Raw genomic sequence first — 14424 nt, forward strand, 5'->3', positions numbered from 1 at the left:
TTTTCATAAACATCATAACATCAGATGGTAACATTTACAACGAATATATTGAAGATATGAATATATTGTTACTATTTATTAATAATTATAAATTATGTATAGATTTATGATATAATGAATTGTAAACAATCTTCAGAAAATAATAGGAGGTGAAAGTATGTTCGATAAATTATATGATGTAAATGAAAATACACATGTTAATTTTATTGGATTTACTTCTGAAAATTTCCGATACGATTTTGCTTTTGTTTACACTGATAATTTTTTTGGTAAACCACTTGTAGTTTGTATGCAAACAGGTAGATCTTCACTACTATGCTTTGATGATTTAGACAATTTAGATTATTTACAACGTATTTTTGGCATCAATGAGGTGGAGGCAGAGGAACTTTCAGACTTTTTAAAACATAGAATACCTTCTGTACCTAATCTTGCTCAATATTGATCATTTAGTTTCATGTCCTCAAAGCCCCTCACCTTTTATAAGGTATTAACATTAACGAATGGCTGACGTTTCTACGATAACTTTCACATGTTTAATTGTTTTATCTTCAGGTCCTTGAATAGGTAAACCAACCTCTAAATGTTCATTTATATAATCAATGTTTTCCTGAGTCACAATTTCACCTGGTAACAGTATTGGAATCCCTGGTGGATATACCATAATAAATTCAGCAATTATTCTACCTACAGATTCTTGAAACGGTATTACCTCAGTGTCTGCATAAAAGGCATCCCGTGGTGAGAGAGATAGCTGCGGGATTTCTGGTGTTTTTACAAATAAATTTTTTAATTCGTTTTGGTTATAGTGTTTTACAGAGAGATGTCGAAGAGATTCAATCAACCAATTTATTTTTTCAATCGTATCACCCGGTGTAATAATACAAAGAATATTATACATATCACTTAATTCTACTTCAATGTTATATTTATCCCTCAATATATTTTCAACTTCATATCCAGATAGTTTAATTCCCTGCAGATGAATAGTTAATTTAGTCGGATCGTAATCATAAGTTGCCTCACTTCCAAGTATTTCTTCTCCAAAACAATAAAACCCTTTGATTTCATTAATTTGTTTTCTCGCATAATCAGCTAAGGATAAACTGAACTCAGCCATCTGAGCTCCATTCATAGCTAAATTTTTACGGGCAGTATCTAATGATGCTAATAAAATATATGAGGTAGATGTTGTAGTTAACATACTCATAATGGATTGGACTCTTTTCGCATCAACCAGTCCTTCCTTTACATTCAAAACAGAGCTCTGCGTAAGAGATCCCCCGAGTTTATGAACACTAGTTGCAGCCATATCTGCTCCTGCTTGCATTGCAGATAGAGGTAGTTTGTCATGAAAATGAATATGCACGCCATGAGCTTCATCGACTAGCACTGGAATAGCATAAGAATGTGCGATATTAACAATTTCTTTTAGGTTTGCTGCAATTCCAAAGTAAGTGGGATTGATAACAAGCACTGCTTTTGCATCCGGATGAATTTCTAATGCTCGTTGTACTGCTTGAGTTGTTATCCCATGTGCAATGCCTAATTTTTCATCCATAGTAGGGTAGATAAAAACTGGTTTCGCTCCTGCAAAAATAATTGCAGACAAAATGGATTTATGAACATTTCTTGGAACAATGATTTTATCACCATGTCCACATACGGACATAATCATCGTCATTATCGCTCCACTAGTACCTTGTACTGAAAAAAAGGTATAATCTGCACCAAAAGCTTCCGCTGCCAATTGCTGTGCTTCCTGAATAATACCAGTAGGTTGATGGAGATCATCCAAAGGTGCAATATTAATTAAGTCAATAGAAAGAGCGTTGTTTCCAATAAAGTCCTTAAATTCTTCATCCATACCTTCCCCTGTCTTATGACCAGGAATATGAAATTGATAAGGTTTCTTTTGTGCATGTTTAACTAAAGATGTAAATAGAGGGGTACGATGTTGTTGATTCATCAACTTGCTTCATTCCTTCAAAATTTAAATTAATACTAAACAAGCTAGAGTATACCAAAAATAAAATGAATTTTCACCTTTTTTTCAGATCATGGAGGATGTACTTTCAAATGAGTAGATCTTTGAAAACTGCATAAAATAGACAATGATATTTGTACGATGTAAATATATTTTGGAGGTAACAAACATGGATGTATTGTACACAGCGACTGTAACTGCTACAGAAGGAAGAGATGGAAAGGTTGTTTCAGATGATGGTGTTTTAAATATACCGTTAACAGCTCCTAAAGAGTTAGGAGGTTCAGGGGGACATGCTACAAATCCAGAGCAATTATTTGCCGCTGGTTATGCAGCCTGTTTTGATAGTGCATTAAAAGTAGTGCTTAGGAAGAAAGAAGTGGAAGTTAAATCAACTGCAGTGACTGGAAAAGTTTCAATCGGCAAGGATCCAGATGATGGGGGATTCAAATTAGCAGTAGAATTACTAGTGAAAATTGAAGGTATTGACCAAGCAAGTGCATTGGAGTTCGTTAAGGCTGCTCATCAAGTCTGTCCATATTCTAAAGCAACGAGAGGTAATATAGAAGTAAAACTATTATTAGCACAATAATGATGTTTTTTCAAAAATCTCAAGGTTTCTTGAACAACCTCTGATAGATATTAATTGTTCATTCAATAAAAGTTTTGAACTCGTCAATCGGCGAGTTTTCTTTATGTTGAATAGTTTAACTATCTATTTGTTTTAAAGCAAAATGGTATGGCAAAGATGTGATTGCTGTATCTACAACATTCACTTAAAGGCAATTTTGTTCTAAATGCTGGGAATGCCCATCTTGCCATATTCATTGATCGAGTTATATATGTAATAATAGATTTTAATAATAATAGAGTTAAATACATAATAGTATAAGAGGTTAAACTAAGTTAGTATATAAATCATGTATGCTCTTTTTTACGCTTGATTAAATGATTATCTATGTAATATACTAACTAAACATGAATTAAGGTTGGTATAATAGTAGTTTTTTATATAGTTAATTAATTAAGTAAGAGCGGGGATATTCATGAGGGTAGAAAAGGTGCTTAATGAAGATGGGAAAATGACTGAATACATATTAACATCTTATTGAACTAAAGAGTGCGTTAGTTGAAGAGAAGTTGAAATGATAGAGGGAAATAAAGAATAGATATAAAACATTACATTTTAATACTCAAGTGTAAAGTGGAGGTGTAGGACCAGTGAATAAACAATTAGAAGTGAAGTTAAAAAAAATAGTAGGTCAAATACATAGAGTTAATGTACTTGATGAACAAGGCTGTACTTCAGAAGTACGTCAAATAATTACAGATAATGGATCCTATTTATTAAAAAGTTCGTTTGAGGAAAAATACCGAGAGTGGTTAATAAATGAAGCTCAGGTATTAGAAAAGCTAAATAATAGTAACCAAATTCCAGTCCCTATATACTATGGAATAATTGAGGAAAGAGATAGTTCTCATTTAATTATGTCGTTTGAGAATGGAATTACACTATCTTCTGCTTTAAAGAAAGCGAAAAATAAAACAGAAAAGAAATCCTTAATTAGGAGCTTTGGTCATCTACTTTATTGTCTTCATGAAACAAATATAATTGAATCACTAAATCGTAAAAATGATTGGTTAGTTGAGCAGTTGATAAAGGCTGAGAATTATGTGGAAAGTGGACAAACAGAGGGTAGCTTAGAACTGTTGCAGCAATTAAAATTGAATAAACCTCTATCATTAGAGCAAACGATGATTCATGGAGATTGTACAACTGATAATGTACTCGTATTAGATGGTGAAGTCAGATTATTTATTGATGTAGCTGGAATGACGGTTGGGGACCCTCGATATGATGAATCCTTAGCGATTAGTAGCTTTGTGAATAATGAAGAATACAAAAGTGCTTTTTATGAGGGTTATAAACGTTATAAGGTATCGAATGAAGAGTTTCAATATTTTGATGAGGGGTTATATGAATTTTTCTAGGTTTCTGTACTTAGGAATCCCCCACTCTAAACGCAAAGTGTTAAGTGGTGGGATTGTTCAACACATATTCATTTTTACAAAATAAAAAAATATGGTACGATAATATAAGGCTTTTTATATGTTGATTGGAACTTGGAGGAGTTAAGTTGCAGAAAAAGATTGGTATCATCATGGTTTTACTGATTACGACTTTTATTGGCTTTGCTATTATTATCCCAGTACTACCCAAAATAGAAATAGTGACTGTGTTTCACATGAATATGATGTTGGCCCTATATTCTGCGGTTTCTTTTATTATGTCTCCAATTTGGGGAAAACTCTCTGACCGTTGGGGTCGAAGGCCGATCATTTTAATTGGAATTCTAGGATTCAGTATAAGTTTTTTTATTTTTGCACTTTCGATAGAAAGTTTATGGTTAATGTACATATCTAGAATATTGGGCGGATTCTTTTCTGGTGCTGTAACCTCATGTGCAGTAGCGTATGTAGCGGATATTACAACAAATGAAAAACGGACAAAAGCAATGGGACTCGTTGGGATGTCCATTGGTCTTGGTTTTATATTTGGACCTGCTATCGGGGGATTATTAAGTACAATTAGCACGCAAACGCCATTTTTTGTTTCTTCCGGTCTTGCCTTTATAACTTTTATCTTTGTGTTGCTTTATCTGACAGAATCCTTATCTAAAGAGCAAAGGATGAATAAAGCAAAAGAAAAGGTTTCACGTTGGTCAGCATTTACAGGTCCGATGAAATATTTATACATTATGTCCTTTCTTGTAACGTTTACTTTAGCTGGGCTTGAGGGAACTTTAATCTATTATGTGGATCTTAGATTTGATGCAACGTCTGAAAAGATTGGCATTATGTTTTTGATAAGTGGAATTGTTGGAGCTCTGATTCAAGGTGGAGTAATACGTAGATATGTTAAACCAGGTTCTGAATCTAAATTTATACAATTTGGATTATTACTATCAGCACTTGGTTTTATATTATTGCTTTTTTCAAAAGATTTATGGACAGCCTCTTTATATTTATCTGTTTTTGCTGCAGGTAACGCTTTTATTAGGCCTTGTGTCATCTCTTTAATTACTCAAAAAACAAAAGTAGGTCAGGGGGTTGCAACAGGTTTAAATTCTTCTATGGATAGTTTAGGTAGAATAGCAGGACCCCTTTTTGCTTCGGCTTTATTCGCAATAAACGTAACTTTACCTTTTATTATAGGAGCAGTTATAAGTGTTGCCGCAATTCAACTTGTAATAACTTACAAAAAAGTAGAAATGAATACTGAGCCTGCCTAAATTAATATTCAACCAGAAAGAAGCTATCCAATAAGATAGCTTCTTTTTTTACCTTATAAAACTGAATTAAGAGCTTTCATCCTCTTTTGGGGTATTACTTATACCATACATAATAAAGTGTATCGTATGATCTATTTCTTTTTCATCATCCCACTTCAAATCAGGAAGAATAAAATATCTTACTAACAAATGTCCCATGATTGTGGTTACTGTAAATCGAACGACGGATGGAGGGGGGACTGATATAATTTCTCCTTTACTTTGAAAATGTTCTACAATTTTATAAAGTTTCGTATAGACGTTTGAAGCTACATATTTAACAAATAAAGCTTGTAAATCAGGTTGAAAGGGAATTTCTTGTAGTAGTATTTTTATTATAGAAGTATTTTTTTTAATAAACTGAATTCGATTGCTCATTAATTCTCTTAAAAAATGCTCATATGAGTGGTGTGAACTAGCTAAGAGTTTTTCAACATCTCGTAATATGAATGGAGCTACAAGTTTTGTCATCATTGGTGCGACAATCGAAATCAATAATTCTTTCTTCGTTTTATAATGGCGAAAAATCGTTCCCTCAGCTACACCTGCTTTCTTCGCTATTTCATTTGTAGAGGAAGCGGAATATCCTTTCTTAGCAAAAATTTCAATGGCTGCAGTAATAATTTTCATTTGTTTATCTGTTTTCTTTTCATCTTCATCGTTGATTTTTAGTAGTTCTTCGATCCATTGTTCCATTGATTCTGACACGAAGCTTCCTCCCTTGTATTATAATTTTTTTAACTGACTATACATTATTTAATTTTGTTCACTTTTTGGAGTATTTCATATCTTTCTATATTTTTTTAGAACAAAAATGTTGGTAATCATAATAGTGATAGAAAATCCTACGAGCACATAAACATCAATTGCGATTTCACTCCATCCACTTCCGCGTACCATAATTTCTCTCAGGGCATCTGTACCGTAAGATAATGGCATCAAAACACTTAACCACTGCAACCATTCTGACATGCTTTCCAAATTGAAAAGTCCACACAAAAATACTTGTGGTACAATCACAAGTGGGATAAATTGCACCATTTGAAACTCATTATTTGCAAATGCAGATAATAAAGTGCCTAATGTGAGTGCAGTTAAGGCTAATAACAAAGTGACTAATAAAACAAACCAAATGGACCCCATCATTAGCATATCAAGTACTTGAATGGAAAACCAGGCAATGAGTGCCGCTTGAATAACAGAAAATATTCCAAATCCAATTACATATCCTATTACAAGTTCCCATCGTTTCACAGGTGTTGCCAATAAACGTTCTAATGTGCCTGTTGTTCGTTCCCTTAAAAATGAAATACCCGATGTAAGAAATACGAAGAAAAATGCAAAAACTCCAATCAATACCGGACCAAAAGAGTCAAATGCTGTCATGTCTTCAGAACCGTGTAAGTAAGTGATAGAAGCTTGTAAAGAATTTGATGTTGGAGAAATTTCGTTGGCTATATTTTGAACGATCATTAACACAGATTTGTTGGCAGAAGGATCACTGCCTTCTAGCATAATTTCAGGTCCTATGGATGTCCAAGTTAATATAGCATCTATTTCTCTCTTAGATAAGACAACCTCGGCGTCTGAATAAGTATAGTATAATAATTCCACATCCTCCTCTTTTAAAAGGATGGATACTTGTTCTGGTACATCTACTAGAGCGATGGTAGGTTCATATTGATCAGTATGAAAAACTTGTGACATTAACCATAATATAAACATAGGGGCAATTAAGATCATGGCTAATGTTCTTTTGTCATTCATGAATTGTTTTATTATACGTAATACAAGAGCTCGTATCCTCATGCTTTAACCCCCCCATAATAAAGAAAGGCTTCTTCAATACTTTTTGTTTCGGTATTTTCTAATAACTTATTTGGTGTATCAAAAGCGATAATTCTTCCATTGCGAAGCATAGCTAATTGATGACATTTTTCAGCTTCATCCATAACATGTGTAGTTACGATAATCGTTGTTCCTTGATTACTTAATATCTCAAGTTCAGACCATATGGATTGACGCAACACTGGATCAATGCCTACAGTAGGTTCATCTAGCAATAAAATTTCTGGTTGATGCACCAAAGCTATAGCTAAAGATAAACGCCGTTTCATCCCACCTGAGTATTTGCTTACTTTTTTTCTTAAATCAGCAGTTAAGTCCACTAGCTCTATGACTTCATAGATTCTTTGCTTCTTAATTTTTCCTTTTAAACCATACAGTTGTGCGAAAAAATCTAAATTATCATAGGCAGACAATTCATTGTACAAAGCATCCGATTGAGCCATATACCCGATTCGATGAATTATATCTAATGAAGGCATTTTTTTGGATAAAACGTAAATATGTCCTTGATCAGATGTATCCATACCGGCAATTTGCTTGATTAGAGTTGTTTTTCCTGCACCTGATGGACCTAATAGTCCTGTAATCTTAGCACATGGAATGTCTAAAGTTATTTCATTAAGGATCGTTTTTTTGTTGAACTTTTTAGTAAGCTGTTCTATTTGGATACAAGATTCAGTCATTTAACCATCCCTCCCTAATTATTATAAAAAGTGAGTAATCACTCATTGTAAGTATATACTTTTTGGATTTATTTGTAAATAAGAAATCATGTCTCGAGAAAATGAGTAACATCAAGAAATGACATTAGTACAATTAGAAGAATTATCTAAAGTTGACAAGGCTAGCATATCACGAATTAATCGGGACAAATTAAACGTCCAACATGGGAAACTATTAAAAAATTAGGTTTTGTACTAAACATTTCATATGAAGAAATGATTGAACAATATATAGGGATTGAAGATAGAGCCGATGTTTTATTTACTATTCTTAATGAAAGTGTAGAAAAAAATAATCTTTCTATTATCACTAAAGTCGCTATGAAAGCCCTTCAATCTCCTGTAGAAGATAGTTTAGAATTAGTAGAGAAGTTTTATGATAAAATAGATCATATTAATAATCCTTCTATTAGGTTAACTCTCTATAAAGTGATGATAGAATATTCACGAGCACACGGAATCATGCCTTATCTTGCTAAGGGTATGTTGCAATCCTATCTTATTGGGGTGATGTATTATAAATTTTCGGTTCATGCTTATAACCTGTGTTTATTTAAAGATAGCGTAGATATGGGCATAAATGCATTGAATGAAACGATTACGGAAACTAGAATGAGGGCAAATACTATTTTTGCTATATGTAATAGTTATTACGAACGAGATGATTTTTCCAAACTTCGTTCGACGTATGAATCGGGCAAAGGTATTTTGTTTTTTAAGGAATTCCTTACGAGTGAAGAGCAGTTCTTAGAAAATTATGAACAAACAAAAGAATACTTAGAAAAATATAAGGAATTTTCACTTCCCGAAGTGGAAGACAATGTAAAAGGAATTCTGCGAATGGAAATCAACTTCTAGCTATTTCATTACTCCAAGAGAATTTACCTCATAGTGGGGATAATACCTTACTACATGATGTGAACCAATTAATCAACCTATACATGCATTCGAAAAATATATCAGCAATTGAAGAACTTATTCAACTGGAAGAAAGACTGTTATCTATTACATATGTTACACCATTTAAAAAGGCTGAGTTAGCCCGCTATTTCAGACTTAAAGGAGATTATTATATACATACAAAAAGAGTAGAAGAAGGAATAAATTTCTATTTAGAAGCGGCGAAGCGATATGGCAAGGTTGACCTAATTGCTAGAGAAAGCGAATGTTTAAAGTTCATTATGGATTTATATACTAATAACAAAGAGATGATCGACGTCTCAACTATTGAGAAACTAGGCAACAATCTTGATTACAAAGTGAATACCTCAGAATAAGAAGGGGGGATAAAAAATGAAAAAAATAAGAATGATTAAGTTCTTACTTCTCGTTACTCTTCTTGCAACAGGTACGTTACCTATTGAATTTATTGAAATAACACCAACATTAAACGGTTATGATCCAGGTTGGTAATAACGTAAGAAGGACAATGCGAAAGCACACATAGAGAAGGAACGTTAAAAGCGTTCTTTTCTTTTTTATTTTTTTTAGTTAATCAAGATAAATAATCTGTGTTTTAAAAAAATTTGAATAAATTTGATGTTACAAACTTCACTTTCCGTAGGCTTAATTCAAAAAGAGAGGCAGTTTCAATTAATAAAATTGAGTAAATACATTTATTTACGGTAAAATAAATGTGTTTTTTTGATTAATAATGCATAATATCTTATAGACAGTTAATTTTTTAAAATTCATTGAAATGATTATAAAATATTAAGTACGGTTTTAAATATTCTTCTTATATCAAACCTACTAATTTATTAATTTAGTAAGAAGGTAATACAAATGAGGTACTATTGTCCATAAAATATAGTTAAATTATCCCATAATAGTATTAAATTTATTTACATGTTAAGGAAAATAATACTAGACAAAATATTACAAAAGATATAGAATAAATACTATAATTATACATATTACGACAAATTAACCCATTTGTTAACTAGCGCTGTTTTCAATATATTTTTATTAAATTAGGAGGTATTTAATCTTGTCTAAAAAATTAATTGTCTCTCTTTTTTTGTTGTTCTTTGTAATTAGCAGTACAGTATTTGCACATCATCCTTACAGTCCTAAAAGGCATATAAGCGGTTTTCATGAAAATCAAGTTATTGAGCTTGTGTGTATAGATACATCTGATTCCAGAGTTGGAATGACTAACTCAGCAGCCGTATCTTTATTTGAAGATGTCCTATATGATAATTCCGGTTATGATGGAATGATTAATGGTGAACTTTACTTTTTGATAGATTCTGGTGATTGCAGTAAAAAGTCTTCTAGTGATCTATCGTCAATAAATTACAGATTTTATATTGAGGAAGATACAACAGCAGAATGTGGATTAGTAGACGGTAAACAAGTTAATTGTATTGATCGTGTAGGCGGAATATATTTACCCGATGGTACATGGCATGCAGATTACGGAATTATAAATTTTAGAGAGTACTCTATTAATACAATTCCTGATGGGATTATTTATCATGAATTAGGGCATCTGTTAGGAATGATAGATGGATATAGTTCCTGTCCTTCTGGTGGTAGCACAATGCATTATGCTTGTAATTATCCATCAAGACCAACTTCGAATGATCTGGAAACTGTAGCTCAAGAAATACTATCTAATTAAGGGGGGATAAATATGCGTAAACATTTGTTATTAACTAGCATTGTTGTATTAATATTAACTATGACAGCAGGATATGTACTCGGAAATGACAATACTTTGGTTGGAATTAACGAAATTAGCAGTGAGCATAAAAAAAGTAAATTTAAATCTGGAATTTTGCAAACAACCAATAGAGATAAGTACCTTGTTTGTGTTGAGAATTTTTCACATGATAACAGTAACAACTTAACCTCAGATAAAATGATAAAAAAGGTACAACAATCAATAGACAAATTTAAACAAAATCATAAGTTTAAAGGTATATATGAGGGTATTACTCTTGAGGTTATTGCTAATTGTTCATTTTCCCCTCATTTAATTGATGAGAACGCAGTACATCCTATATATAGTGGAATATATGAACCAAGAAGAATTGAGCAAGCACCTCAAGAAGCATTAGGTATATTCATTGTTGATGAGGATATTGTAGATAAACATTTTAGGGATGCGCCTACAAGGTGGTCACCTGAAGCATTACTTTGTGAAGAAGGCGAGTGTAATGAAGTAACTAAAGGAATATATGTAACAAGTAAGGAGTTCAAAGAACTTTCTGGTCAAAAATTAAAAGATGAATTAGCATATGGATTAAGCTTAGAGTCGACATTACAACCTATGTCAAAGGAAAAGGAGGACAAATTAAAGGAAAAAAAGGAAAAATTAAAGGAAAGCAAGGAATCTGATAAGTAGTGATAGTATTGGCATTAAGAAAAATAATGACTCCTAACATTTTTTCTTAATGCTTTTTTTAATGTTTTCTTATAGCAAATTAAGGAGAGGAGAGGGCTATATGAAAAAAATTTTATTTGGAATTCTAATTGGTGGGGTATTATCAACATTATTTTTTTCATCACTATTTTCCTTAAATACTTATACAAAAGTAGAAGAGGGAGAATTAATTGAAGCAGAAGAGAGAGAAATAATTGAAGCAGAAGAGAGAGAAATAATTGAAGCAGAAGACGGAGAATCTAAGGGAGTGAAGGAACGACCTGTAAATCTACTTATTAATGGAAATATCATTGATTATCCAGATAATATTAAACCATTATTTTATAACAGTCAGTATTATCTACCTGTTCAGTTTTTATCCGAAAACCTTGATGCAGGAGTGATCTATTCAAATAATACAAACGAACTTATTATCATGTCAAAACCGAATAATACTGATTTAGCTGAAATAAAAGTTTGGGAAATAAAATATCTTATGAAAGTTGGATATAGTAAAGAATATATAATAGAACTTCTTGGAGAAGAACCATCTTTAGTTTTTTCTGATGATGAAGATAATTCTGACACGGTATGGAGATATGACATAGGAGCAATTTCAGGATATGAATTCGAAGAGAAATCTAGGACTGCTGATATTGAAAGCTTGGAAAAAGGTGATATTAAAGCTCAACTTTATATTGGTTTGAAAGAAGATAAAATTAATAGCATTTTCGTTGCAAATAAATCTGGTGAGAATAAAATTTATTTACATTATGTTTTTCCTGATGGCTCAATTAGTGGTGGGCTCTATGAATAGATTCATTATAACAATTAGATGTAATATCTGTTAAATTCAAAAATTTAAGAGGTTAGGAATTTTACGGTCTTATCCAAAGCATAAAATTTGACTCACTTTTAGTATGTTTGACCTATTAAGGTACAGAGCTAAAGGAAAGAGTACAATTTAATAGAATTAATAAACATATTTTCTTTCAAAGCGTTGGTCTTACGATCGACGCTTTTTTTTATCCGATATTCTCAAAATCCTACTGACAAATGTTAGCGCTGCTTCATTATGAGTTAAGCGAATTTAACAAGATGTTATTCTTATGCCAAACAAGGCGGGAATGGCGTCTTTTTATTTGTCCGATAGGAGGGGGATTAAATGGAATAACCGATTGGAATTATAGATCGTAAATATATCGAAGATCGTGACGAACGAAAGAAGCGAATGAAATTGATTGCGGAAGCAATCGAATTATTAAACCGTCTTCGTAAGATCGAAGGGAAGTTGAGGAACGACAATTAACACAACTTCTTGATTATATCGAAGAATTAAAAGCATTGAAGCGAATTGACCAAAGCGAAAAGGATTCGTTGTTCTTTGCTTATGAATACTTTTCCGAAGAAATGAATCCCGAGAATGGAGGGAATTTGATTCCGAAGGGGGTCACGATTGAAGACGCCCCGCAGTTCCACCGTGAATTGACGGATATCTTGAATGTATTATCAAACGATAAAATCAATAAACGAATTGCATGGTCTTCCCCCAGTGGTCATGCGAAATCCGCGTATTTGTCGAACATTTTTCCAATTCACATTTTTACGAAAAGAAAATATATTTGAATTTATTATCGGAACTTAGGTTTCGATTTTTTTTATTTAAGCTGTCACATATCACCCTTTCGAAACAACACCTTCGGTTGTAAGACAAAACATTTCGAAGGGTGACTTACTTTGAACACAATGAAACTAAGACCTATCGCAATCATGTTTACGCATAACCACAGAATTGGTTGTGGCATCCTTTTCCAATCGGTCGCAGGATACGGTGGTGAAGTTTATTATTGCGGGTATCACCATGTTGATGAAAAAATCGTAAAAGTACTAGATCATATTGAAAGACGTACAAATGAACGTCCACAAATTATCATATCCGACTTGGGAATCAAACTTGAAACGGCGGAACGAATTGATCGTTATATAGGTGAAAAAATATTGCTTGATCATCATAAAACGAATCGTTGGATTCAGGAAAAATACGATTGGGCAATTATTAACGAAGATGCAAGCGGAACATTGTTAGTCTACAATTATATCAAAGGCATTCCCGTTAGGTACATGCACACCCTGATTCAAAACGATTAAATCGTCTTTTTTATATTTTAGGAATAGATCGTTTTGAAGATCGTTGCTTTAGACTTACGAATCCTGTCAATTTCACGGAATCCGAAGAACTACTTCTTGAGTTGGAAGACAAAACAATTGAACGTTATATTTACAAACTTGAAAAAGGAATCGTTATCTATGAATTAACAGGTGATAAGCAAGTTGGTGTTGTATTTGTTGACCGTTATCCGAAGTGGGTCACGAATTATTGAACCGTTTGAACTTGGACGCAATTATCATGATTGATGCCAATAATCGAAAGATTTCAATGCGTAGCAAACCGAATATTGACGTGGGTGAAATTGCAAAACGTCTTGGCGGTGGCGGACATAAAAACGCCGCAGGAGTTGAATTTAATTACGAAAGTATTGACGATTTTCACGGCTCTAAGTATTCGTTATTCCGGTTCTATCAGGTTTCGATTATTGAACGTTTTAGCGGACAATGTGCGTTGACCAATTCAAAAAAATTTACGGTCGATCATTTTATTCCTGTTTCGTGGGGACATGGAGGTTTAACGATTGAAAATGTATATCCGTTGGACGCTTCCTTGAATAGTTGTAAACGTCATAAAAATCCGTTTGTATGGTTCGAAGCAAATCATGACAAGATTAATGAAGAACGTTGGAATGCACTTGTTTCATATATCGCAGAATAAAATGATTTAACGGTTGAAGAACTTCGTGAATTTACGTTTTGGTGTGAAGCGAACAAACGATCAATCGAACAAGTGAAAGTCGATCAAAGAGATTCGAAAGAAATTTGGCGTAAAGCGTCACAATAGTTATGATTCCTACAACACTTTCCCTTGAAAGTATAAAAAGGGGGAATTGTTGTGGAAATATTAAAGAATACAAACAAGCAGATCGTTGTAAAAGTTGGGAAAGTTACGGTTATTTTAAATACTAGAAGCGAACCAAGTAAGGAAGCGTTAAATGATTCTAAAAACTGGATTAATAGGGAAGCGAAGCAAGCAATAAAAAAAGGCGTTGAACC

The 14424-nt window shown here is 32.8% G+C and carries 16 protein-coding genes; 12 read left to right on the forward strand and 4 right to left on the reverse strand.

The window, feature by feature from the left end:
- Window positions 1–157 precede the first annotated feature (157 nt).
- On the forward strand, window positions 158–445 hold the full coding sequence (locus ERL59_RS08770; protein WP_160645832.1) for a DUF3055 domain-containing protein: 288 nt from the start codon (window positions 158–160) through the stop codon (window positions 443–445).
- A gap of 51 nt (window positions 446–496) precedes the next feature.
- Here ERL59_RS08770 and ERL59_RS08775 read toward each other — a convergent pair whose 3' ends face one another.
- Window positions 497–1969, reverse strand: coding sequence for an aminotransferase class I/II-fold pyridoxal phosphate-dependent enzyme (locus ERL59_RS08775; protein WP_160645848.1), 1473 nt, complete (start codon window positions 1967–1969; stop codon window positions 497–499).
- Between the two features lie 187 nt (window positions 1970–2156).
- On the opposite strand from ERL59_RS08775, the gene ERL59_RS08780 reads away from it, so the two are divergent.
- The 3 genes from ERL59_RS08780 to ERL59_RS08790 all read left to right on the forward strand — a co-directional run bounded on the left by ERL59_RS08780 (window position 2157) and on the right by ERL59_RS08790 (window position 5280).
- Window positions 2157–2579: an organic hydroperoxide resistance protein gene (locus ERL59_RS08780; RefSeq protein ID WP_160645833.1), complete on the forward strand. Its 423-nt coding sequence runs from the start codon at window positions 2157–2159 to the stop codon at window positions 2577–2579.
- A 629-nt stretch (window positions 2580–3208) separates the two neighbouring features.
- On the forward strand, window positions 3209–3979 hold the full coding sequence (locus tag ERL59_RS08785) for an aminoglycoside phosphotransferase family protein (RefSeq protein ID WP_160645834.1): 771 nt from the start codon (window positions 3209–3211) through the stop codon (window positions 3977–3979).
- Between the two features lie 146 nt (window positions 3980–4125).
- Entirely contained in the window at window positions 4126–5280 is a 1155-nt protein-coding gene (locus ERL59_RS08790) for an MFS transporter (RefSeq protein WP_160645835.1), read from the forward strand.
- Window positions 5281–5346: 66 nt separating this feature from the next.
- Here the strand turns inward: ERL59_RS08790 and ERL59_RS08795 are convergent, their stop codons facing one another.
- The 3 genes from ERL59_RS08795 to ERL59_RS08805 form a co-directional block, all read right to left on the reverse strand.
- Window positions 5347–6027, reverse strand: coding sequence for a TetR/AcrR family transcriptional regulator (locus ERL59_RS08795; RefSeq protein ID WP_328699922.1), 681 nt, complete (start codon window positions 6025–6027; stop codon window positions 5347–5349).
- Between the two features lie 75 nt (window positions 6028–6102).
- Window positions 6103–7128, reverse strand: coding sequence for an ABC transporter permease (locus ERL59_RS08800; protein ID WP_160645836.1), 1026 nt, complete (start codon window positions 7126–7128; stop codon window positions 6103–6105).
- Window positions 7125–7850: an ABC transporter ATP-binding protein gene (locus ERL59_RS08805; RefSeq protein ID WP_160645837.1), complete on the reverse strand. Its 726-nt coding sequence runs from the start codon at window positions 7848–7850 to the stop codon at window positions 7125–7127. The genes ERL59_RS08800 and ERL59_RS08805 overlap by 4 nt, the downstream gene beginning before the upstream one ends.
- A gap of 255 nt (window positions 7851–8105) precedes the next feature.
- Here ERL59_RS08805 and ERL59_RS08810 point away from each other — a divergent pair, with 255 nt between their 5' ends.
- The 8 genes from ERL59_RS08810 to ERL59_RS20740 all read left to right on the forward strand — a co-directional run bounded on the left by ERL59_RS08810 (window position 8106) and on the right by ERL59_RS20740 (window position 14086).
- On the forward strand, window positions 8106–8747 hold the full coding sequence (locus ERL59_RS08810; RefSeq protein ID WP_160645838.1) for a hypothetical protein: 642 nt from the start codon (window positions 8106–8108) through the stop codon (window positions 8745–8747).
- A gap of 83 nt (window positions 8748–8830) precedes the next feature.
- Entirely contained in the window at window positions 8831–9166 is a 336-nt protein-coding gene (locus ERL59_RS08815; protein ID WP_160645839.1) for a hypothetical protein, read from the forward strand.
- A gap of 713 nt (window positions 9167–9879) precedes the next feature.
- The gene (locus tag ERL59_RS08820; RefSeq protein WP_160645840.1) at window positions 9880–10515 is read left to right on the forward strand and encodes a hypothetical protein; all 636 of its coding nucleotides are present in this window, start codon (window positions 9880–9882) and stop codon (window positions 10513–10515) included.
- A gap of 12 nt (window positions 10516–10527) precedes the next feature.
- Window positions 10528–11241: a hypothetical protein gene (locus ERL59_RS08825; protein WP_160645841.1), complete on the forward strand. Its 714-nt coding sequence runs from the start codon at window positions 10528–10530 to the stop codon at window positions 11239–11241.
- 100 nt (window positions 11242–11341) lie between these two features.
- Entirely contained in the window at window positions 11342–12076 is a 735-nt protein-coding gene (locus ERL59_RS08830; protein ID WP_160645842.1) for a hypothetical protein, read from the forward strand.
- A 920-nt stretch (window positions 12077–12996) separates the two neighbouring features.
- Window positions 12997–13407 carry a hypothetical protein gene (locus ERL59_RS08835; protein WP_160645843.1) on the forward strand — a complete coding sequence of 137 codons (411 nt, stop codon included), beginning with the start codon at window positions 12997–12999 and terminating at the stop codon, window positions 13405–13407.
- Between the two features lie 101 nt (window positions 13408–13508).
- Complete coding sequence (locus tag ERL59_RS21295; RefSeq protein WP_268894506.1) at window positions 13509–13640, forward strand: hypothetical protein; 132 nt, start codon at window positions 13509–13511, stop codon at window positions 13638–13640.
- 26 nt (window positions 13641–13666) lie between these two features.
- Complete coding sequence (locus ERL59_RS20740) at window positions 13667–14086, forward strand: DHH family phosphoesterase (RefSeq protein ID WP_201763514.1); 420 nt, start codon at window positions 13667–13669, stop codon at window positions 14084–14086.
- The last annotated feature ends 338 nt before the right edge of the window (window positions 14087–14424 follow it).

The organism is Chengkuizengella marina, assembly GCF_009910845.1.
In the GTDB taxonomy this organism is placed as follows: Bacteria; Bacillota; Bacilli; order Paenibacillales; family KCTC-33759; genus Chengkuizengella; species Chengkuizengella marina.

Coding starts and splice junctions, on each gene's coding strand:
- ERL59_RS08805 (WP_160645837.1), bottom strand. CDS start 7,850: ATGACTGAATCTTGTATCCAAATAGAACAGCTTACTAAAAAGTTCAAC.
- ERL59_RS20740 (WP_201763514.1), top strand. CDS start 13,667: ATGATTGATGCCAATAATCGAAAGATTTCAATGCGTAGCAAACCGAAT.
- ERL59_RS08800 (WP_160645836.1), bottom strand. CDS start 7,128: ATGAGGATACGAGCTCTTGTATTACGTATAATAAAACAATTCATGAAT.
- ERL59_RS08825 (WP_160645841.1), top strand. CDS start 10,528: ATGCGTAAACATTTGTTATTAACTAGCATTGTTGTATTAATATTAACT.
- ERL59_RS08780 (WP_160645833.1), top strand. CDS start 2,157: ATGGATGTATTGTACACAGCGACTGTAACTGCTACAGAAGGAAGAGAT.
- ERL59_RS08815 (WP_160645839.1), top strand. CDS start 8,831: ATGCATTCGAAAAATATATCAGCAATTGAAGAACTTATTCAACTGGAA.
- ERL59_RS08770 (WP_160645832.1), top strand. CDS start 158: ATGTTCGATAAATTATATGATGTAAATGAAAATACACATGTTAATTTT.
- ERL59_RS08775 (WP_160645848.1), bottom strand. CDS start 1,969: ATGAATCAACAACATCGTACCCCTCTATTTACATCTTTAGTTAAACAT.
- ERL59_RS08830 (WP_160645842.1), top strand. CDS start 11,342: ATGAAAAAAATTTTATTTGGAATTCTAATTGGTGGGGTATTATCAACA.
- ERL59_RS08810 (WP_160645838.1), top strand. CDS start 8,106: ATGATTGAACAATATATAGGGATTGAAGATAGAGCCGATGTTTTATTT.